Annotated in this window: 17 protein-coding genes; 6 read left to right on the top strand and 11 right to left on the bottom strand. The window is 65.6% G+C overall.

Features of this window, described 5'->3' with window-relative positions:
* The first annotated feature begins 29 nt into the window (after positions 1–29).
* The 5 genes from H9L16_RS06175 (at position 30) to H9L16_RS06155 (ending at position 4,328) form a co-directional block, all read left to right on the top strand.
* Positions 30–359, top strand: a complete 330-nt coding sequence (locus H9L16_RS06175) for a nuclear transport factor 2 family protein (protein ID WP_187553664.1) — start codon at positions 30–32, stop codon at positions 357–359.
* Positions 356–1,138: an SDR family oxidoreductase gene (locus H9L16_RS06170; protein WP_187553663.1), complete on the top strand. Its 783-nt coding sequence runs from the start codon at positions 356–358 to the stop codon at positions 1,136–1,138. Before H9L16_RS06175 ends, H9L16_RS06170 begins: the two co-directional genes overlap by 4 nt.
* Positions 1,139–1,461: 323 nt before the next feature.
* Entirely contained in the window at positions 1,462–1,971 is a 510-nt protein-coding gene (locus H9L16_RS06165) for a Crp/Fnr family transcriptional regulator (RefSeq protein ID WP_233449417.1), read from the top strand.
* A gap of 159 nt (positions 1,972–2,130) precedes the next feature.
* Positions 2,131–2,739, top strand: a complete 609-nt coding sequence (locus H9L16_RS06160; RefSeq protein WP_187553661.1) for a M15 family metallopeptidase — start codon at positions 2,131–2,133, stop codon at positions 2,737–2,739.
* A gap of 59 nt (positions 2,740–2,798) precedes the next feature.
* Positions 2,799–4,328 carry an esterase/lipase family protein gene (locus H9L16_RS06155; RefSeq protein WP_229796644.1) on the top strand — a complete coding sequence of 510 codons (1,530 nt, stop codon included), beginning with the start codon at positions 2,799–2,801 and terminating at the stop codon, positions 4,326–4,328.
* Between the two features lie 42 nt (positions 4,329–4,370).
* Here H9L16_RS06155 and H9L16_RS06150 read toward each other — a convergent pair whose 3' ends face one another.
* The 4 genes from H9L16_RS06150 to H9L16_RS06135 all read right to left on the bottom strand — a co-directional run bounded on the left by H9L16_RS06150 (position 4,371) and on the right by H9L16_RS06135 (position 12,066).
* Positions 4,371–7,928: an EAL domain-containing protein gene (locus H9L16_RS06150; protein ID WP_187553660.1), complete on the bottom strand. Its 3,558-nt coding sequence runs from the start codon at positions 7,926–7,928 to the stop codon at positions 4,371–4,373.
* Complete coding sequence (locus tag H9L16_RS06145; protein ID WP_187553659.1) at positions 7,913–8,311, bottom strand: response regulator; 399 nt, start codon at positions 8,309–8,311, stop codon at positions 7,913–7,915. The genes H9L16_RS06150 and H9L16_RS06145 overlap by 16 nt, the downstream gene beginning before the upstream one ends.
* A complete protein-coding gene (locus tag H9L16_RS06140) occupies positions 8,308–11,223 on the bottom strand; it encodes a PAS domain S-box protein (protein ID WP_187553658.1) in 2,916 nt (971 codons plus the stop codon). Before H9L16_RS06140 ends, H9L16_RS06145 begins: the two co-directional genes overlap by 4 nt.
* Positions 11,224–11,286: 63 nt before the next feature.
* Complete coding sequence (locus H9L16_RS06135) at positions 11,287–12,066, bottom strand: SDR family oxidoreductase (RefSeq protein WP_187553657.1); 780 nt, start codon at positions 12,064–12,066, stop codon at positions 11,287–11,289.
* A gap of 66 nt (positions 12,067–12,132) precedes the next feature.
* On the opposite strand from H9L16_RS06135, the gene H9L16_RS06130 reads away from it, so the two are divergent.
* Positions 12,133–12,339 (top strand): hypothetical protein, encoded by a 207-nt coding sequence (locus tag H9L16_RS06130; RefSeq protein ID WP_229796645.1) that lies wholly within the window; start codon positions 12,133–12,135, stop codon positions 12,337–12,339.
* A 4-nt stretch (positions 12,340–12,343) separates the two neighbouring features.
* Here H9L16_RS06130 and H9L16_RS06125 read toward each other — a convergent pair whose 3' ends face one another.
* The 7 genes from H9L16_RS06125 to H9L16_RS06095 form a co-directional block, all read right to left on the bottom strand.
* Entirely contained in the window at positions 12,344–13,483 is a 1,140-nt protein-coding gene (locus H9L16_RS06125; RefSeq protein ID WP_187553655.1) for a GDSL-type esterase/lipase family protein, read from the bottom strand.
* 95 nt (positions 13,484–13,578) lie between these two features.
* Complete coding sequence (gene kduD / locus H9L16_RS06120) at positions 13,579–14,334, bottom strand: 2-dehydro-3-deoxy-D-gluconate 5-dehydrogenase KduD (protein WP_187553654.1); 756 nt, start codon at positions 14,332–14,334, stop codon at positions 13,579–13,581.
* Positions 14,335–14,394: 60 nt separating this feature from the next.
* Positions 14,395–15,243, bottom strand: a complete 849-nt coding sequence (gene kduI / locus H9L16_RS06115) for a 5-dehydro-4-deoxy-D-glucuronate isomerase (protein ID WP_187553653.1) — start codon at positions 15,241–15,243, stop codon at positions 14,395–14,397.
* A gap of 136 nt (positions 15,244–15,379) precedes the next feature.
* A complete protein-coding gene (locus tag H9L16_RS06110; protein WP_187553652.1) occupies positions 15,380–16,432 on the bottom strand; it encodes a LacI family DNA-binding transcriptional regulator in 1,053 nt (350 codons plus the stop codon).
* 42 nt (positions 16,433–16,474) lie between these two features.
* Positions 16,475–17,611 (bottom strand): pectate lyase, encoded by a 1,137-nt coding sequence (pelA, locus tag H9L16_RS06105; RefSeq protein ID WP_229796646.1) that lies wholly within the window; start codon positions 17,609–17,611, stop codon positions 16,475–16,477.
* Complete coding sequence (locus tag H9L16_RS06100; protein WP_187553651.1) at positions 17,608–18,891, bottom strand: TRAP transporter large permease; 1,284 nt, start codon at positions 18,889–18,891, stop codon at positions 17,608–17,610. The genes pelA and H9L16_RS06100 overlap by 4 nt, the downstream gene beginning before the upstream one ends.
* Positions 18,891–19,433, bottom strand: a complete 543-nt coding sequence (locus H9L16_RS06095) for a TRAP transporter small permease (protein ID WP_187553650.1) — start codon at positions 19,431–19,433, stop codon at positions 18,891–18,893. Before H9L16_RS06095 ends, H9L16_RS06100 begins: the two co-directional genes overlap by 1 nt.
* Between the last annotated feature and the right edge of the window lie 19 nt (positions 19,434–19,452).

Raw genomic sequence — 19,452 nt, 5'->3', positions numbered from 1 at the left:
GTGAACCGTCCTCACCACGGAGTTCACCCATGACCGCTCTAACGCTCCCCGATCCGATCGCCGCCTATCTCGAGGCGGACAAACTAGGTCCTGACGACGTCGCCCGTTGTTTCACAGCCCAGGGCATCGTGAGGGACGAAGGCCAGACGCACGTCGGCCGTGACGCCATCAAGGCGTGGAAGGCCGAGTCGTCTACGTTGTACACGTACACACAGGAGCCCTTCGCCATCGAACAGGTCGACGGGCTGCATGTCGTCAGCAGCCACGTGGCCGGGAGCTTTCCCGGGAGCCCCATCGACATGACATTGGCCTTCCGCCTGGAGCGCGGCCTGATCGCCAGCCTGGAGATCAGCGCATGAGCTTCGACCTGCAACTCGGTGGCCTGAGGGCCGTGGTCACCGGCGGCACGCTGGGCCTTGGCGCTGCCGTCGTGCAAGGACTCGTGGACGCAGGGGCGCAGGTGCTGACCTCCGCCCGCAAGATGCCGGCGCAACCGTTGGATGGCGTGAGGTACGTGTGCGCGGACCTGATGACGGCGGAGGGCGTCTCGCATCTTGCCCAGACCGCTCTCGAGACTTGGGGAGGCGTCGATATCGTCATCGATGTACTCGGTGGTTCGAGCACGCCGCCGGGTGGCTTTGCTGCGATCAGCGACGAGCACTGGTTCGCCGAGCTGAGCCTGAACCTGATGCCGGCGGTGCGTCTCGATCGCGCGCTGCTGCCGTCGATGCTCGCGCAGGGCTCAGGGGTGATCGTCCACGTGAGCTCGATCCAGCGCGAGATGCCCTTGCCCGAATCAACGACTGCCTATGCGGCCGCGAAGGCGGCTCTGACGACGTACAGCAAGTCGCTCGCCAAGGAAGTCACACCGAAGGGTGTGCGGGTGCTTTCGGTCGCGCCGGGGTGGATCGAGACCGAGGCGTCCGTGGTTTTTGCGGAACGCATGGCCGAAAACGCTGGGACGGATTACGAAGGCGGCAAGAAGCTCGTCATGGATTGGCTGGGCGGCATTCCGCTCGGCAGGCCTGCAGCGCCACGTGAAGTCGCCGATTTGATCGTCTTCCTCGCATCTGCACGCGCCAGTGCGATCACCGGAACCGAGTACCGCATCGACGGCGGCACCGTCCCATCGCTCTGATCGCCCACTGCCCGACTCGCGCCGGCGGCGAGCCTCCCGACGGCGCAGACGCTGCTTTGGGTCGATCAGAGACGTGATGCTCGCCGCAACCTCCACGACGGTAATTTTTCACACAGCCCACCGGCCCGCTTCCCCTTCCGACCCGACTTGGTCACTGTATGCAGTCGCGCCATCGCCGGCATGCGACACCCCACGACCATGAACGCGACCACCCGCCGCCTCTCAGGCAACCTGCTCCGCGAACTCGCGGCGAGCATGCCCGTGCAACGCTTCCCGCGGGCACGACGCTGCTGACCGAAGGCGACTCCGCGGACTTCCTGTACGTGCTGATCCAGGGGCAGCTCAAGGTCTACTCCGGCAACAGCAAGGGCCGCGAGGTGGTCTACAACATCCTGGAGCCGGGTGAGTTCTTCGGCGAGATGATGCTGGACGGCGAGCCACGCTCGGCCTCGGTCAAGGCGGTGGTCGACTCGGAGTGCGTGCTGGTCCCCGCCGATGAACTGAGCGGCATGCTGCTTGCGCATCCCGAGTTCGCCGAGTGCCTGGTGTTGACGCTGATCTCGCGGCTGCGCAACGCCACCGGCAAGATCCGCAGCCTGGCGCTGGATGGCGTGTACGAACGAGTAGCGGCATTGCTGGCCGATGCGGCGGTGCTGGACGGCGACGTGCTGCGCGTGCCGCGCTCGTTCACCCAGCTGGAAATCTCGACCCGCGTCGGTGCCAGCCGCGAGATGGTCAACCACGTGCTCCGCGACCTGGTGCGCGGCGGTTTCATCCTGAAGGACAAGCAGCACCGGATGACCATCGTGAAGGCGCTGCCGAAGCACTGGTAACTCGCGAGTACCGCACCACGTGGGCCGGTGGTTCGCCATGTCGATCACCACCGGCGGTGGTGTTCATATTGCCTCTCGATGTCTCGTGCAAACCTGACCGAGCATCGCGCATGCCTGCGTTGAATGCAGTGCGAGCGATCAATCAGCGAGGCGTCCGGCATGAAGACCGAGGCAATGATCCGAGCGGTGCAGCAGAACCTCGACATCGAAGTGGATGGACGGGCGGGACCGCAGACGTGGGGCGCCATTTACCAGGCCATCGTCCGTCCACGAGCAACGCCCTCGGTCGCGTTCACGGGGCCACGGGATCACGCCAATGCCAGGAGCGAACGGCTCATCGCCACCCTGCTGCCGCATGTCCGGCCGTACGCACGGGCGCTCTACTTCAAGGCGCGCGACAACGGCATCAGCATCAACATCATCAGCGGCACCCGCACCTACGCGGAGCAGGACGCGCTGTACGCGCAAGGGCGCACCAGCGCCGGCGACATCGTCACCAACGCACGCGGCGGGTATTCCAACCACAACTTCGGCATCGCGTTCGACATCGGGGTGTTCAGCGGCAACCGCTATCTGCCGGAATCGCCCTTGTACAAGGCGGTCGGTGCGCTGGGGATGGAGTTGGGGCTCGAATGGGGCGGCAACTGGAAGACCATCGTCGACCAGCCGCATTTCCAGCTGCGCCCGGCATGGGCAGGCGACATGACCGATCGCGCGATGCTGGCGGAGTTGCGCCGGCGGACACAGCAAGGCGAGGACATCGCCTAGGCGAAGCAATCTGCAGGGCGAGCAGCGAAACCTTCCCCTTTCAACAGCAGGACACGGACGTGGCCAGGATCGAACGACCCTTCTATCCGATCATCTATGTGCGCGGTTATGCGATGACGCAGGACGAGATCGTGCAGACCACCTCGACCCCGTTCATGGGCTTCGAGGCGGGTTCGACCAAGATCCGGCAGGCGCACGACGGCCGCATCCTGAAGTTCGTGTTCGAGTCGCCGCTGGTGCGGTTGATGAAGGACTACGGCTACGTGGACAACTACGCGGCGGGCGCCGAGCGCCGCGACAACAAGATGCCTGCGCGCACCATCGCGATCCACCGCTATTACGATCCCGCCGATCCCGCGTTCGGCGATGGCAGGAAGCCATCGATTCCGGATGCCGCCGCCGCGCTCGCGCAGAAGATCCTGGACCTGCGCGACCGCATCTGCGGAACCTCCGAGACGGCGCGCCGCGACTTCAAGGTCTACCTGGTCGCGCACTCGATGGGCGGCCTGATCTGCCGTTGCCTGCTGCAGAACAAGACGGTGACCACGGCGGAAGTGCGCGGCATGGTCGACAAGGTCTTTACCTACGCGACGCCACACAACGGCATCGAGATGGGCGGGATCAACGTGCCGAGCTTCCTGTCGATGAACGACATGAACAATTTCAGCCGTACCAACATGGCCAAGTACCTGAAGGTGCCGAAGGACAAGGTCAACACGCTGGAGGGCTCGGGTTTTCCCGAGGAGCGATTCTTCTGCCTGGTCGGCACCAACAGCCGCGACTACGCCGTCGCGAACGGACTGTCGTCGTTCGCGGTAGGCCCGATGAGCGATGGCCTGGTGAGGATCGAGAACGCCTACGTGGACCGCAGCCCGCGCGCGTTCGTCAACCGCAGCCACAGCGGCCACTTCGGCATCGTCAATTCCGAGGAGGGCTACCAGAACCTGGTGCGCTTCCTGTTCGGCGACATCAGCGCCACCGCGCGGCTGGAGATCGCCGCGCTGCCGTTCCCGCCGGAGATCGAACAGGCGCGCAAACGCGGCAAGCGCATCGCCTCGTCCTATTACATCGAGGCCACGGTGGCCCCGCGCGGCGCCTACACCTACGACCTGACCTCACGCACGCAGGCGCATGCCAGCGCGGTGCGACGCGAGTACGCCGAACTGTTCGACAAGGACGGCAACCTCAGCGCGGCGGCGCGCTCGCCGGTGCTGTTCTCCGTGTTCCTGGATTCATCGAAGATCGAGACCGGCAAGGAAGTCGCATTCTCGATCGACCTTGCCGTGTCGAACGCGGGTTACGAGATCGACGGCGCACTGTTCCTCAAGAGCCACATCCCCGGCGAGTACCTGTTCCGCAATACCCTGGTGCTGTTCGCCAGGCGCGACGAAGCGAAGCAGTGGAAACTGCGCTACGTCTGGGCCGACGATCGTTGGGCATCGGGATCGAAATCGGAAGCGGACTTGATCCGCCTGGGCGGCGGCGCGGTCGGCATCGAACAGGATGCGGCGTCGGTGTTCTCGATCCCGCTTGCGTCCGCGAAGGGCTTCACCGCGAACCTGGCGATTTCGTTGTCTGCGTGGCAGTGAGCTGCGCTTCGGACAGCAAGGTCGTTGCACGACGCGCAAGCATCATCCGCCGACGGGCTGCGCCAGGAACCGGCTTTCGAACACGTCACCGGGCACCGGCTTGCTGTAGAGGTAGCCCTGCATCTCGTCGCAGCGCAACAGCCGCAGGAAACGCGCCTGCTCTTCGGTCTCGACGCCTTCAGCCACCACTTTCAACTTCAGCGTATGCGCCAGGGTGATCATGCTGGAAACAAGCGACATGCCTTCTGGCGTGTCACTCATGTCGTTGATGAAAGAACGGTCGATCTTCAGCATGTTCAACGGCAGCTTCGACAGGTAGCTGAGCGAGGAGAACCCGGTGCCGAAATCGTCCAGCGCGACGGTCACGCCCATTTCGCGGATCGCCTGGAGCGTGGAGATGCCCTGCCGGATATCCTGCATGACCATGCTTTCCGTGATTTCCAGTTGCAGGCCGGACGCGGCGGCGGGGTCGATGCCGACCAGTTGCTGGATTTCGGCGATGAAACCGGGACTGCGCAGTTGCAGCGATGACACGTTGACTGCAATCGGCTGGACCGGAAGACCCGCACGCTTCCAGCGCAGGTAATCGGCGATGGCCTGCTGCAGGGCCCAGCGCCCGACATGGTGGATCAGGCCGGTTTCTTCCAGCACCGGGATGAATTGGCCTGGCGGCACCAATCCGACCTGCGGCCGATTCCACCGGATCAAGGCTTCAGCACCGGTCATCTGTCCGGTAGCCAGGCTTACCTTGGGCTGGTAGTGCAATACGAACTCGTCGTTCTCCAGCGCGAGGCGCAACTGGTTTTCCAGAGTGAGGCGCACCGCCACGCTTTCGTTCATCGAGGCCTGGTAGAACATGTAGCGGTTGCCGCTGGCCTTGGCATTCTTCAACGCCGCCTCGGCATTCCTGAACAGCACGTCGACATGCTCGCCGTCCCCGGGGAACACCGCCACGCCCGCCTTCGCAGCGATCCGGAACGGGCTTCCCCCCAAGTCGAACTGATGCTGCTCGAACCGCTCCAGGGTCTTTTCCAGCAGTCCGACCAGGTTCCCGTCGGGCATCACTTCCGGCAACACGAAGGCGAAATGGTCGGCATCGATGTGCGCGAGCAGCGCCGGGTCGCCTGCATTACGGGTCAACCAGCCCGCGACCTGCCTGAGCAAGGCGTCGCCGGCGGCGCGACCCAAGCTGTCGTTGATGTTCTTGAAGCGTTCCAGATCGAACAGGAACAAGGCGAGCTTGCGCCCACTGCCTGAATGGCTTCGCAGGGTCTGCGCCACCCGCTCGAGGAACAGGGTGCGGTTAGCCAAGCCTGTGAGCTCGTCGTAGTAGGCCAGATACTCCAGTCGTTCCTGATTGGCGATATGGGCGATCGCGAACGCGATGTCCCCCGCCACTTCCCTCAGCAGCTTCATTTCCTCGGCGTGGAAGAACTCGTGTTCGCTGGCGTGGAGTACGAACACGCCGATCGCTTCGCCTGCAACGATCAGCGGCAGGACCCCCACCGACCGGATTCCGGCATCGGCGCACTCTCGCGCAAGCAGCAACTGCGGGTCGTCGATCGAATTGTTCGACACAAGCTCGGTATTTCCGCGCATCGCGCGGACGATCATGCTGTTCGGTGACCGCTCGGGGGAAGCCAGCACTGCGCGGATGGCGTCGACGATCCCGTCGTCATCTCCGGCCCAGGCAACCGGCGTGACAACGCCGCTGACCGGATCGGCGATCGCGATCATCGCCATGCTGAACTTGCCGTCCTCGACCGCGATCCGGCAAGCCCCCGCGAACAGCTCGTCACGGCTGCGCACGCGCACGATCAACGTGTTGATCCCGCTGAGCATCGCGTGCACGCGGCTCAGGTAGCGGATCCGGGCTTCGCTGAGTTTGCGTTCGGTGACGTCCGTGCCGATCCCGATCATGCGCATGGGCGAGCCGCTGTCGTCGCTCTGGACCAGGGCATGCACCTTGAGATGGCGCACTTCGCCGTCGGGCCAGGGCACGCGGAACTCCGTGTCCACGGTGCCGCTGACCCGGAGCGCTGCCTGGATGTCGGCATCGACGCGTGCGCGGTCGTCGGGATGCACGCACTGTTGCCATGCCTCGTAGCCACCGCCGAACCGGGCCTCGTCGATCCCGTACAGCTCGTGCATCAGGTCGTCCCAGACCAGCGCATCGCTGCGCACGTCCCACTCCCAGATGCCGATCCGCGCCGACTGCGTGGCCAGGCTCAGCCGGTCGCGGCTTTCGCGGACCTGGAGTTCCCCCAGCTTGCGCTCGGTGATGTCCTGGCAGGTCCCGGTGACGCGCACCGCAACACCGCTGGCGTCGAATTCGGTGGTCCAGCGCTCTTCCACGTACTTGACCTTGCCGTTGCGCAGGAGCAACCGGTGCTCCATCTCGCACGCCAGGTGGTGGTCCAGCGAAGCGGCGAACGCCTTCGCGACCCGATCGCGATCCGCCGGGTGCACCAGCTCCAGGAAGGCGTCATGCGTGGGGCGGAAGGTGGCGGGGTCGACCTCATGGATCCGGTAGGACTCCTCCGACCAGGTCACGTCCATCGTGGCCAGGTCGGTCTCCCAGTCGCCGATCTTCGCCACGCGCTGGGCTGCGAGCAGGCGGTCGTGCTTGCCCTCCAGTGCCTGCGCGAGTTGCCGCTGGCTGGCTTCGCTCTCTCGCAGCGTTTCCTCAGTACGTTTGCGCTCGGTGATGTCGCGCTGCAGAGCGACGTAGTGGGTGATCGTGCCGTCGGCGTCGCGGATCGGCGCCACCTGCCAGTCCTGTTCGTATTCGCTTCCGTCCTTGCGGTACTGGGTGACGATACCTTCGAACTGCTCGCCCTGTTTCAGGTTCTCTCGAAGGCGTTGCAGAACCGCGCGATCCGTGCGTGGCCCTTGCAGGATCCGCGGAGTCTGGCCGATGACCTCCTCGTTGGCATGGCCGGTGAGGGTGGTGAACGCGGGATTGGCAAAGAGGATGCGAGGCCCCGGCAGGTCGAGCTGCGCATCGGTGATGAGGATCGATTCCTTCGACTGCATCACGGCGGACATCAGCAGCCGCAGCATGTTCTCGGCTTTGTTGCGCTCGGCGATGTCTTCCTGCAGTGCGCGATTGGCGTCTTCGAGCTGCAGCGATTTCTGCTCCAGTTTGCGGATCAGGGTCCTGCTGTAGACCTGCATCAGATCGCTTTCGTTTCCGCTCGGCATGTCGGCGCCGATCGCGTCGGCCCCGGCAACGCTAGCGCCGATCTCTTCGATCCGGGCGAGGAAGACGTCGGGTTCGCACGGCTTGAGGATGAACCCGTCCGCACCCAGGCTGCGCGCAAGGTCCTGGTCCTCGGCTTCGGTATAGGTAGCGGTATAGACCACGAAGGGAATGTGCCGGAGGTGCGCATCGACCTTCCAGTGCCGCAGCAGGGTGTAGCCATCCATCACCGGCATCAGCAGGTCGGAGACGATGATCGCGGGAGGATCCCTGCGCGCCTTTACCAGCGCCTCGGCACCGTGCTGCGCGGTGGCGACTCGGTAGCCGTGACCCTCGAAAAGGACTTTCAGGTAATAGAGATTCTCTTCCTTGTCGTCAACGATCAGGACGTTCCGCATGGAGATTCTCCGCTCGCGTTCGGTTCGAAACGTCGGATCTCGGACACGAAGGTGTCGGGATTGATTGGTTTCTCGATGTAGCCATTGCAGCCGGACGCGAGCGATTTTTCGCGATCGCCCATCATTGCATACGAGGTCACCGCGATGATCGGCGTATCGCGCAGCGATTCATTGCCACGCAAGGCGCTGGCCACCGCGTAACCATCCATGCCGGGCAGCTGGATATCGAGCAGGATCAGGTCAGGCACTTGCCGCTGCGCTGCTTCGATACCGGACGGCCCGTCGACGGCCGGCACCACCCGATAGCCGTTGCGCTCAAGCAGATAGGTCGCCAGATAGCGATTCTGTTCGTTGTCCTCGATCAGCAGGATGGTGCGGTTCATGCCTGAGCCGTCCAATGTCGTGGCAAGGTTACGGTAAACGTGCTGCCCCTGCCCCATTCGCTGGAGACGGCGATGTCGCCACCGAGCAAGCGGCACAAGCGCCGACTGATGGCCAGGCCCAGGCCGGTGCCTTCGTGTTGCCGCGTGAGTCCCGAGTCCAGCTGATGGAAGGGCTTGAACAACGTGGCCAACTCGCCGGGACGCATGCCGATGCCCGTGTCGGTGACCTGCAGGCGTACAGTCCCTGCGGTCGCCTGGTCCGCCGGCGCATCCGGTGCCTGCACATACGCAGCCGACAGCGTCACCGAGCCGCGTTCCGTGAACTTGATGGCGTTCCCAAGCAGATTGATCAGCACCTGCGACAGCCTGCGGCGGTCGCTGACCATCTCGCCCAACGGTGTTTCGACGATCAGATTCAGGGCCAGTCCCTTCTTTTCCGCCAGCGGCCCGACTGTGGTCATCGCGCGCTCGATCGCTCCGCGCAAGTCGAATGATTGGGCCTGCATGTTCAACTGGTCGGCCTCGATTCTGGAGATGTCGAGGACGTCGTTGATCAATTCGAGAAGGTGGTTGGCGCTCGTGCGAACCATGCCCATTTGCTTGGCTTGTTCTGGATTCAGCGGACCGGCGAGGCCTTGCATGAGAATGCCGGTGAATCCGATGATCGAGTTGAGCGGGGTGCGTAGTTCGTGCGACATCGTGGCGAGAAAGGCCGACTTGAGGCGATCGGCAGCAGTGGCGGCGTGCATCGCCGATTCCAGTTCGGCAGTGCGTTCGATGACCCGTTGTTCGAGGGTCGCCTGGGTCGCGCGCAGCGCTTCCTCCGCCTTGATCTGCGCAGTGATGTCGGTGCCGATGCTGAGGATTTCCGCGACCTCTCCCTTCGTGTCGAGCGCTGTCTTGTTGGTCCAGGCGATCCAGGCCCGTTCACCGCTGCGGCGCATGCTTTCATTGATGTTCTGTTCGAATGCGGCCGGGTTCCTGCAGATTTCCTCCATCGCCTGCTTGAGGTCGCGTCCTTCCGAGTCCGTCTCCGGAACGATCGTGCCGACGACGCTACGGCCGCGGATCTCGTCTTCGGAAAAGCCGAAGAATCGCTGCCCGTATTCGTTGAGGAACAGAACCCGGCCCTCGCGCGACCAGTGCAGGATGATGCTGTTGGCATGTTCCACCAGTTCGCGATACTTGCGTTCGCTCTCGCTGAGGCGCTCTTCGGCTCGCCTGCGCCCGGAGATGTCGATGCCGACCCCGACGAGGCACGGCGTACCCTCGAACTCCACCCGTCGGCCGGTGAAGAAATACGGCGTGGTGCTGCCGTTCCTGGCGAGGAAATCCGCCTCGACGAATGCAGACTCACCAGCGAGGACCTCGGCAATCCGCCCCGCCACCTGCGCCTTGTCCGCTTGCGGGAAGAAATCCAGTGGATGCATGCCCGCGATCTCTTCGCTCGAATAGCCGGAAACCGCTTCGAAATTCCGGTTCCAGCGCAGGAAGCGCCCCGCTTCGTCGTACAGATAGACGATGCCGGGCATGCTGTCGATCATCGCTTCGGAGAAACGCTTCTCGTTGAGCGCCAATGCCGTCGCCGCCTGGCGATCCTGCTCGCGCGCCTCGTTCTCCAGGGCAAACGACACGTCGCCAGCAGCCTCTTCCAGCAGGGCGATTTCCTCCTTCTGGAAGAACCCCGCTTCCTCGGAATACACGTTCAGCGTCGCGCACACCATGCCGTGCAGGCGAATCGGAAACGCGGCCGCCGAACGCAGGCCTTGGCGTTGCTGCTCCGCCCACCACGACAACGCCGACGGATCGTTCAGCAGGTCGTTGCTGATGCAGGTTCCAGCGCTGCGAAACGCCATGCCGGCCGGGCCGTGACCCTTGGCACGCTCGTCGACAAAGACCTCGATGCTGTCGAGGTATCCGCTGTCGTCCCCGCACCTGGCCACCGGAAGCAGGCGGCCGCCGATCGGGTCGTGCCAGCCGATCCATGCCATCTTGAACCCACCGAACTGGACCAGGACCTGGCAAACCTTCGGCAGCAATTCGTCGCGGCTGCGCAGCCAGACGATTGCCTGGTTCACCTGGCTGAGCGCCGCGTAGAGCCGGGTGATGCGCTGCAGGTCGTGCTCGCGCGCCTTCTGCTCGGTGATGTCCCGCGCGATCTTGGAAGCACCGATGACCTGGCCGCGGGCATCCCGGATCGGCGATGCGGTGATCGAGACATCGATGATCCGTCCATCCCGCGCCTGTCGGCGTGTCTCGAAATGCTCGACGCGCTCGCCGGACCGGAGCCTGGCCAGGATCGCGTCCTCCTCATGCTGCCGATCGCCGGGGATCAACCGGCGGATCGACGTCCCGACCACCGCGTCCGCCGGATAGCCGAAGATCGCTTCGGCACCGCCGTTCCAGCTCGTGATGATGCCGTCCAGGTCCTTGCCGATGATGGCATCGCCCGAGGATTCGACGATGGCCACCAGGTGCTCGCTATATTCGTGCGCACGCCGGCTGTCGGAGACGTCCCGCACCACCGCCAGCAGGTTGCCGTCGGGCATTGGGGTGGCGTGCACGTCGGCATCGAAGGTCGTTCCATCCTTGCGGCGAAACGTCCATTCGCGCTGGTAGCCGGATGAGGCCTTGATCGCATCCAGCGCCGGGGCGATGTACTCCGCCTCGTCTGCCGCCACGATGTCGGAAGAACGCATGCCGACCAGCTCGTCGCGGTTGTAGCCGAGCATCCTGCAGATGCCCGGATTCGCATCAAGGTAGCGACCCTGCGGATCAGCGATCAGCAGGCCGTCTGGCGCAAGCTCGAACAAGGTGCGGTTGTGCGCATCGATTGCCGTAGCCGCGCCCTGATCCGACGTGCCGATCGAGGCTTCCGTCTCCGAAGGTCCGCTGGAGGATCCGGCGTGCATGCGCTTGCATCCTACCCCCAAACGACGCTTCAAGCCTTGAGCTGTTGTCAGGCCCGACGCGCGTCAGAACCCGTAACGCAAGAACCCGCCATCCACCGCGATGCACTCACCGGTGATGTAGCTGGACGCCGGCATGCACAGGAATGCCACCACGGCCGCCACTTCCTCGGGTTCGCCGATGCGGCCCAGCGGGGTGCGCAGGAGGACTTCATCGAGGTAGTCGGGATCGGCCAGCTTGGTGCTGGTGCGGCGGGTGCGGATGTACCACGGGGCCACCGAGTTCACGCGCACGCCGTCCTCCGCCCATTCCACCGCGAGGTTGCGGGTCATCTGCTGCAGCGCGGCCTTGCTCATGCCGTAGGGCGCACCGCTGCGCACGTGGGTGATGCCGGATACGCTGCCCACGTTGACGATGGCCGATGACGCGTGTTTCGCCAGCAACGGGTACGCGCCGCGGCAGAGTTCGAACGCGGAAAACAGATTGACCTCGAAGATGCCGCGCCACTGGTCTTCACCGTAGTCGAGCACCGGGCGGGTGATGTTGCCGCCGGCGTTGTTGACCAGCAGGTGCAGGCCGCCCAGGTCCGTCGCCCAATCGAGGATCTCGTTGCGCTGTTCTTCGTCGGTGACATCGGCAGGCAGCGCCAGCACCGCGTCCTCGGGACCGGGGAATTCGTCTTCAAGTTCGGCGCGCGCCTGCTCCAGCGCGGCGGCGTCGCGCGCGACCATCAGCACCTGCGCGCCCAGGCCCAGCAATTCGCGGCAGATCGCCAGGCCGATGCCGGCGCTGGCACCGGTCACCAGCGCGCGTTGTCCATCCAGGGTCCAGCGTGGTGAAGACATGCGCGGGCTCCGATGCGTAGGGTCGGGCGTAGGATAGGCCACGGCTCGCCCGCTTCGGAGATCACCATGCGCATGATCCTGTCGATTGCCTGCTTGTTGGTTGCGGCATGTTCGCCGCCGAAGCCGCCGGAAGAGGAGCGTCGTCCCGAGCCGCAGGCCGCTGCGGTCGTGCAGGCCGCGGATGCGTACAAGGATGCAGCGCGTGCGGCTGTGGCGAATACGGAACACGCGGCGGCGAAGGAGAAAGCGGCGCTCGACGCCGCGACACGGTGAGCCGCTAGTTCGCGGCCTTCGGATACGCGAGCAGGATCACCAGATCGTCCTCGCCGGCCTGCATCAGCGAATGGGTGCTGCCGGTGCGGGTGAGCATGGCGTCGCCCGGGCCGACGTCGCGGATCGTGCCGTCCATGATGTAGCGGCCCTTGCCGCTGACGACGTAATAGACCTCGTCCTTGTCGTGCTGGTGCATGCCGATGCCGGCACCCTTGTGCAGCACGCGCTTGCGGAAGAAGAAGCTCAGGCCGGGCGCATCGGCGAAGAACGGATACGCGGTGGTGGTGCCGGCACCGCCGTGCGGGCCGGGCTGCTGGCGGGCGATGTCGGCTTCGTGCACGACTTGCGAGGGATGCGCCTGCGCGGCGCGATCCGCCAATGCGGTGTCGCGTGCGCCGCAGTCGGTATCGCGCACCACGGTTTTCGCAAGCGCCGGATCCAGCGTCTTCCAGGCGCCTACGACAAGGCATGCCACAGCGGTCGCGCCGCGTGCCTGCAGGTGGGTGTCGTCGGCGAGCTTCTGCTCGGGCACGTGCATGTAAAACGGCTTCGATGCGTCGTCGCCGAGCGCGCGTAACCATGCAGTGCTTGCGGCATCGAGATCGATCAATCCGACCTGCTCGCGCTTCGCCAATTCGCGCACCGCGATCGAGTACGCACCGTGCGTGTCCAGCAACTGGTCGATCTTGCTGCCGCGCTCGAACTTGCGTCGCGCCAGCGGGGTAATGAGGATCGGCGTGGCGCCCTTCTCGCGCGCCAGCGCGACGTAGCGCATCAGCCACTGCGGGAACGCCTGCGCGGGTTCGTTGTAGCGGGTCGGGTCTTCGGCCTTCTCGTCGTTGTGGCCGAACTGGATCAGCAGCACGTTGCCACGCGTCAGCGATGCCTCCACCGGCTTCAGCCAGCCTTCATCGATGAAGCTGCGCGAACTGCGCCCGGACTGCGCGTGGTTCTTTACCTGCCACGCCGCGGGATCGAGGAAGGACTGGAGTTGCATGCCCCAGCCCTGGCGCGGTGCGCGCTCGGAGCCGTACTCGCTGGCGGTGGAGTCGCCGACGATGAAGACGCGCTTCGGCGATTGCGCTTCGGCCGTCGCACTCGACATCGCGAGCAATACGGCAAGGATCAGCAACAGGATGCGCATATGCACCTCGCCGAAGCGGAAGAGAGCGGGACAGACAGGGGTGATGTCCTGGAGAGGGAGCCCATTTCGCCCCGCCTGTCCCGTATGCGTGTGCCTCAGCGCGCCAGCCAGCCGCCGTCGACCGGGATCACCGCGCCGTTGACGTAATCGGACGCGCTGGAGGCCAGGAATACCGCGGTGCCGCCGAGGTCGGCCGGGATGCCCCAGCGACCCGCCGGGATGCGGTCGAGGATCGCCTTGTTGCGGTCCTCGTCGGCGCGCAGCTGCGCGGTGTTGTCGGTGGCCATGTAGCCCGGCGCAATGGCGTTGATGTTCACGCCCTTGTTGCCCCACTCGTTGGCGAGCAGGCGGGTGATGCCGGCAATGCCGCTCTTGGACGCGGTGTACGACGGCACGCGGACGCCGCCCTGGAACGACAGCATCGAGGCGATGTTGATGACCTTGCCGCGGCCCTGGGCGATGAAGTGCTTGCCCGCCGCCTGCGACATGAAGAACGCGGACTTGATGTTGACGTTCATCACGTCGTCCCAGTCCTTCTCGGTGAAATCGACTGCGTCGGCGCGGCGGATCAGGCCGGCGTTGTTGACCAGGATGTCGAAGCCGCCAAGGCCGGCGAGGGTTTCCTCGACGATGCGCGTGACCGGCTCGATGCTCATCAGGTTGGCATCGATGTTGACGAAGCGACGGCCGATCGAGCGCACTTTCTCGGCGGTTTCATCGGCGGGGACGATGCCGGCGCCGGCGATGTCCGCGCCCGCTTCCGCCAGCGCCAATGCGATGCCCTGGCCGAGGCCGGTATTGGCGCCGGTCACCAGCGCGACCTTGCCTTCGAGACTGAACGGATTTGCCATGACGAGCCCTTCCCCTTGTGTTGGCACCGGCCCGCACGCGGGCACGGCGATGCGTGGTGCTTACTTGAGCTGGCAGATGTCCAGCACGTGCATGTCGGTGTAGTCCAGGTTCTCGCCGCCCATTGCCCAGATGAAGGCGTAGTTGCTGGTGCCCGAACCCATGTGGATCGACCACGGCGGCGAGATCACCGCTTCGTCGTTCTGCACCACGATGTGGCGCTGCGCGTCCGGCTCGCCCATGAAGTGGTAGACGCGATCGTTGGCGGCGAGGTCGAAGTAGAAATAGATCTCGCTGCGACGGTCGTGCAGGTGCGGCGGCATGGTGTTCCACACGCTGCCGGTCTTGAGCACGGTCAGGCCCAGCAGCAACTGCGAGGACTGGCAGGTCGCCGGCACGATGAACTGGTAGATGGTCCGCTCGTTGCTGGTCTCCAGCGCGCCGCGCTCCAGCGATACGGCGTTCTTGATCGACAGCTGTTTGGTCTCGAAGCGCGCATGCGCCGGGGTCGAGGCCAGGTAGAACTTCGCCGGGTTGGCCGCATCGGCCGACGCGAACGAGACGTCGTTGCTGCCCATCGCGATGTACAGGCCATCCTTCGGGCCCAGCTCGAAGCTGCTGCCATCGACGGTGACCGTGCCGGTGCCGCCGCCGACGTTGATCACGCCCAGCTCACGACGCTCCAGGAACGGATGGCCGGCCGCCGAAGCCGGCTCGGTCTGCTTCGGCAATTCGACCGACTTGCTCACCGGGGCCGCGCCGCCGATCACGAAGCGTTCGTTGTGCGAGTAGCTCAACCGGATGTCGTCGGCGACGAACATCTCGCCGACCAGGTAGCGGTCGCGGAGCTGGTCGTTGCTGGCGCCGGACATCATGTCCGGATGGGTGGCGTGGTAGGTCTTGCTGAACATGCAGGGTGCTCCGGCGGTGCTTCGTGGTGCCCGTGATCGGGCATCGGACGTGAGGGGTTTGGCGGATTCTAGCGAGTCCTGGACACCGGTGTCATTTTGCGGCGCGACAAAAGCCGTCGAACGCGATCCACGGGGGTCATTCGGGCGGCTGGGCGGAGTCGCGGATGATCAGGTGCGGGCGGATGCTGGCCGCGGACAGCGCCACCGCCGCTTCCGGCTGGATCAGCATCGCCGCGGCGATGCGGCCGGTGTCGCGGGTGTGGCGGCGCACCGAGGTCAGCGAGGGCCACAACCGCGAGGCCAACGGACTGTCATCGAAACCGATCACCGAGAGCTGGCGCGGGATGGCGATGCCGGCGCGCATCGCGACCTTGTACACGCCTGCGGCCATTTCGTCGTTGCCGCAGAAGATCGCGGTCGGGCGCTGTTTGCCGAACAGCAGCTTCTCCGCCGCGGCGACGCCGGACTCGAAGGTGTAGCCGGCTTCGACCACGCGCGCCTTCGGCACCTGCACGCCCTTGCTGGCCATCGCCTCGATGAAGCCCTGGGTGCGCTCGATCGCCGAGCGATACGCCTGCGGGCCGGTGATAAGGGCGATGTCGGTGTGGCCCAGGCCGAGCAGGTAATCGGCGACTTCGGCCGCGCCGTTGCGGTCGTGGGTGACCACCATTCGCGACGGCTCATCCATCGCCACGGAGGCGATGCGCGTGTAGCGGCAATCGATGTCGGCCAGCATGTCGGCCAGCGCCTGGTCTTCCGACGCACGCGGCACCAGCATCACCCCGTGCAGTTTCTGCTGCTGGGCGAAACGGCGCACGCCGTCGATGTAGCCGGGGCTGCGGCTGTCGCAGGGATGCACGACCAGCTCGAAGCCGGAATCGCGCAACGCGTCCAGCGCGCCGTACTGCATGTTGACGATGTACTGCGCGGTCGGGTTGTCGTAGACCATGCCGATCAGGAACGACTTGCGGAACGCCAGCCCGCGCGCCATCGGATCCGGCGAATAACCGACCTCGCGCATCACCGCTTCCACGCGGTCGCGGGTGTCCTTCCGCACCAGCGGCGAGTCGTTGATGATCCGCGACACGGTCTTCTTCGACACTCCCGACAAGCGGGCGATGTCGTTGATCGTGGAGGCCTTGCCCGATGCAGCGGCATCGGAACCGGCGGATTTCCTGCGGACGGTCATGGACGGGGCGGACTCTTCGGAAAGCGGTGGAATGGTTCGATTCTAGCGACCGCCGCCAAGCGCGGCGCGCCAGCGCGGATATTCGGTCTTCAGCAGTGCGCGTGGCCAGCTGCCGTACCACTCGTAGCCGGTGCGGCGCTCGCGGGTGACATCTTCATAGCGCGCCAGCCTGCGGCCTTCGCGGTCTGCGAGCACGGCGCTGTTGTCGGCCAGGTCGTGGAAGCGCGCCCACGTGCTGGCGTTCGGGTCGGCAACCAGCCTGCGGTCCTTGTCGGTGCCGTGATAGCGGAACTGCTCCGGCGGGGCGTCGAAGGTCTCGATGCGCCATCCTTTCAGCTCGACCCGGCGCAGCCAGTCGACCGCGCCATCCACCGCCGCGATCACCTCTGGCGACGGTGACGGAATCGACATCAGGTAGCGCACCACGCCGACAGTTTCCTGCCCGGTGATCGATGGCAGCTCGAATTTGCGGCCCTGCGCGGGCTGCAACGTGGTGGCGTCGTACTGACCGACCCAGCCGGCGAGGCGATCGCCCTGGCGCACCTGCAGGCGCAGCAGGCAGTCGTCGCCGCGCGTGACCGCATCGCGCACGCGGGCCAGCGTGGCGGCGTCGACGAAGGCGTAGCGCGCGCGCTCATCGAGCACCTTGCGCAAGGTGCCGAGCACGCCGGCGGTGACATCGTCGGCAATGGTGATATGCGGATAGTAGGACTCGCGTGCCGGCACCGTGTGCGGCCAGCCGCCGCAGCTCGCGATCTGCTGCGCCAGGGTGAATTGCAGGCCGCGCAGGCTGCCATCGCGATAACGCGCATTGCCGGTGATCGCCCACGCCGTGGCCAGGTAATCCAGCTGCGTGTAGATGTTGCGGTTGTCGAAACTGCCGCCGGTCTTCTTCGCCTCTTCGGCGAAGCGCGCATGGGTGTCGGCGTCGAGGATGCGTGCCGGATCCTCGTTCTCCTTCCAGCCACCGTCCACGCGCTGGTACAGCAGGAGGGTGTCGGCGATCTTCGCGACCTCATCCGGCGCATGCCGCGGGTACTTGTCGCCATGCACGTTGCGCCAGTGATGGATCGCGTCGCCGAAACCGGCCAGCGATGGCGCGTCCTGCGCCTGCGCGACCGCAGGCAGCATGACCGCGACACCCAGCACCGCATGCAGCAGCGCCGCAGGCAGGGTCACGCCTTGAGTGCCTTCGGCAGCCACATCGACAACTCGGGCACGAACGCGACCAGCAGCAGCACGACCACGCCGGCCAGCCAGAACGGCCAGATCGTGCGCAGGCTTTGTGCAATCGTGATCTTGCCGATCGCGGTGCCGATGAACAGCACCGAGCCCACCGGCGGCGTCACCAGGCCGATGCCGCCAGCCAGCACCAGCACCAGGCCGAAGTGGATCGGGTCGATGCCGTAGGCCCTGGCCACCGGCAGGAAGATCGGCGTGCAGATCAGGATCAGCGGCGCCAGGTCCATGAAGGTGCCCAGCAACAGCAGCATCACGATGATCATCAGCAGGACCATCGACTTGCTGTGGGCAAACGATTGCAGGAACTCGACCGCCGCCGCCGGCACCTGCAGGTAGGCCAGCAGCCAGCCGAACACCGCCGCGGTGGCGATCACGAACAGGATCACGCCGGTGCTGCGCGCGGCATGCACCACCGTGGCCAGGAACTCGCGCACGTCGAGCTGCCGGTACAGCACGCTGGTCACCAGCAACGCATAGACCACCGCGATCGCCGCCGACTCCACCGCGGTGAAGATGCCGGCACGGATGCCGACGAAGATCAGCGTCACCAGGCCCAGGCCCGGCAGCGCCGACACCATCCGTGCCGCCACCGCACGCCAGCCGGGGAACGGCTCCACGCCGTAGCCGCGATGGCGCGCCACCACGTAGCCGGTGACCATCAGCACCACGGTCATCAGCAACGCCGGGACGATGCCGGCAGCGAACAGGTCGGCGATCGACAGGCCGCCACCGGCCGCGGCCGAGAACAGGATGAGGTTGTGCGACGGCGGCACCAGCAACGCGACCAGCGCTGCGGTCACGCTGACATTGACCGCGAAGTCGCGGTCGTAGCCGCGCTTGACCATCTGCGGGATCATGGTGCCGCCGACCGCGGAGACATCGGCAATCGCGGAACCGGACACACCGCCGAAGAACAGCGAGGACAGGATCGAGACCTGCCCCAGCCCGCCGCGCAGGCGGCCCACCAGCGACGCCGCCAACGCGATCAGGCGCTCGGAGATGCCGCCGCGCATCATGATCTCGCCGGCGAAGATGAAGAGCGGGATCGCGATCAGCGATGCCGAACCGGTGCCGGCGGAAATCTGCTGGACCAGCACCACCGACGGCAGGTCGAGGTACAGCAGGGTGACGAGTGCGGAGGCCGCCAGCGCGTACGCGACCGGCACGCCGATGATCAGCAGCAAGGCGAACACCAGGAACAGCAGGGAGATCGCCATCAGAGGTCTCCTTCCTGCGCCGCGGGTTCGGGCACGGCCGGTCCCTGTGGGCCGAACGCCAGCACCAGCCGGTTGAGCGCGAACACCACCATCAGCGCGCCACCGAGCGACAGCGGCAGGTAATTGATGCTCTGCGGCAGGTTGGCACCGGCGGCCTTGATGCCAAGTCCGTCGACCAGCAGCACCGCGCCCCAGTAGGCCAGTACCGCGCCGATGGCGACGATGACCAGGGTCACGATCAGGTCGATGGCGAGGCGCGCGCCCGGCCTGACGTGGTCATGCAGCAGGAAGAAGCCGAAATGGCGGTTGGTGTGCACGCCGCAAGCGGCGCCCAGGCTGGTGGCGGTGGCCAGCAACAGCAGGGTCACCGGCTCGGTCCAACTGGGCGAATCGTTGATCACATAGCGGGCGAAGACCTGCCAGCCCTGCACCACCACCAGCCCGAGCAGGGCGGTGGCGGCGATGCCGATGGTCAGGCCGGCGAGCTTGTCCAGGGCGCGCTGGACGGCGCTGGACGGCGGAGCGGTCGTGGGTTCGGACATCCGTTGGTTCCTGGGCTGC

The sequence above is a fragment of the Thermomonas carbonis genome (assembly GCF_014396975.1).
Classification (GTDB): domain Bacteria; phylum Pseudomonadota; class Gammaproteobacteria; order Xanthomonadales; family Xanthomonadaceae; genus Thermomonas; species Thermomonas carbonis.
Note: the sequence above shows the minus strand (reverse complement) of the source record. Positions and strands in the feature narration are given on the sequence as shown.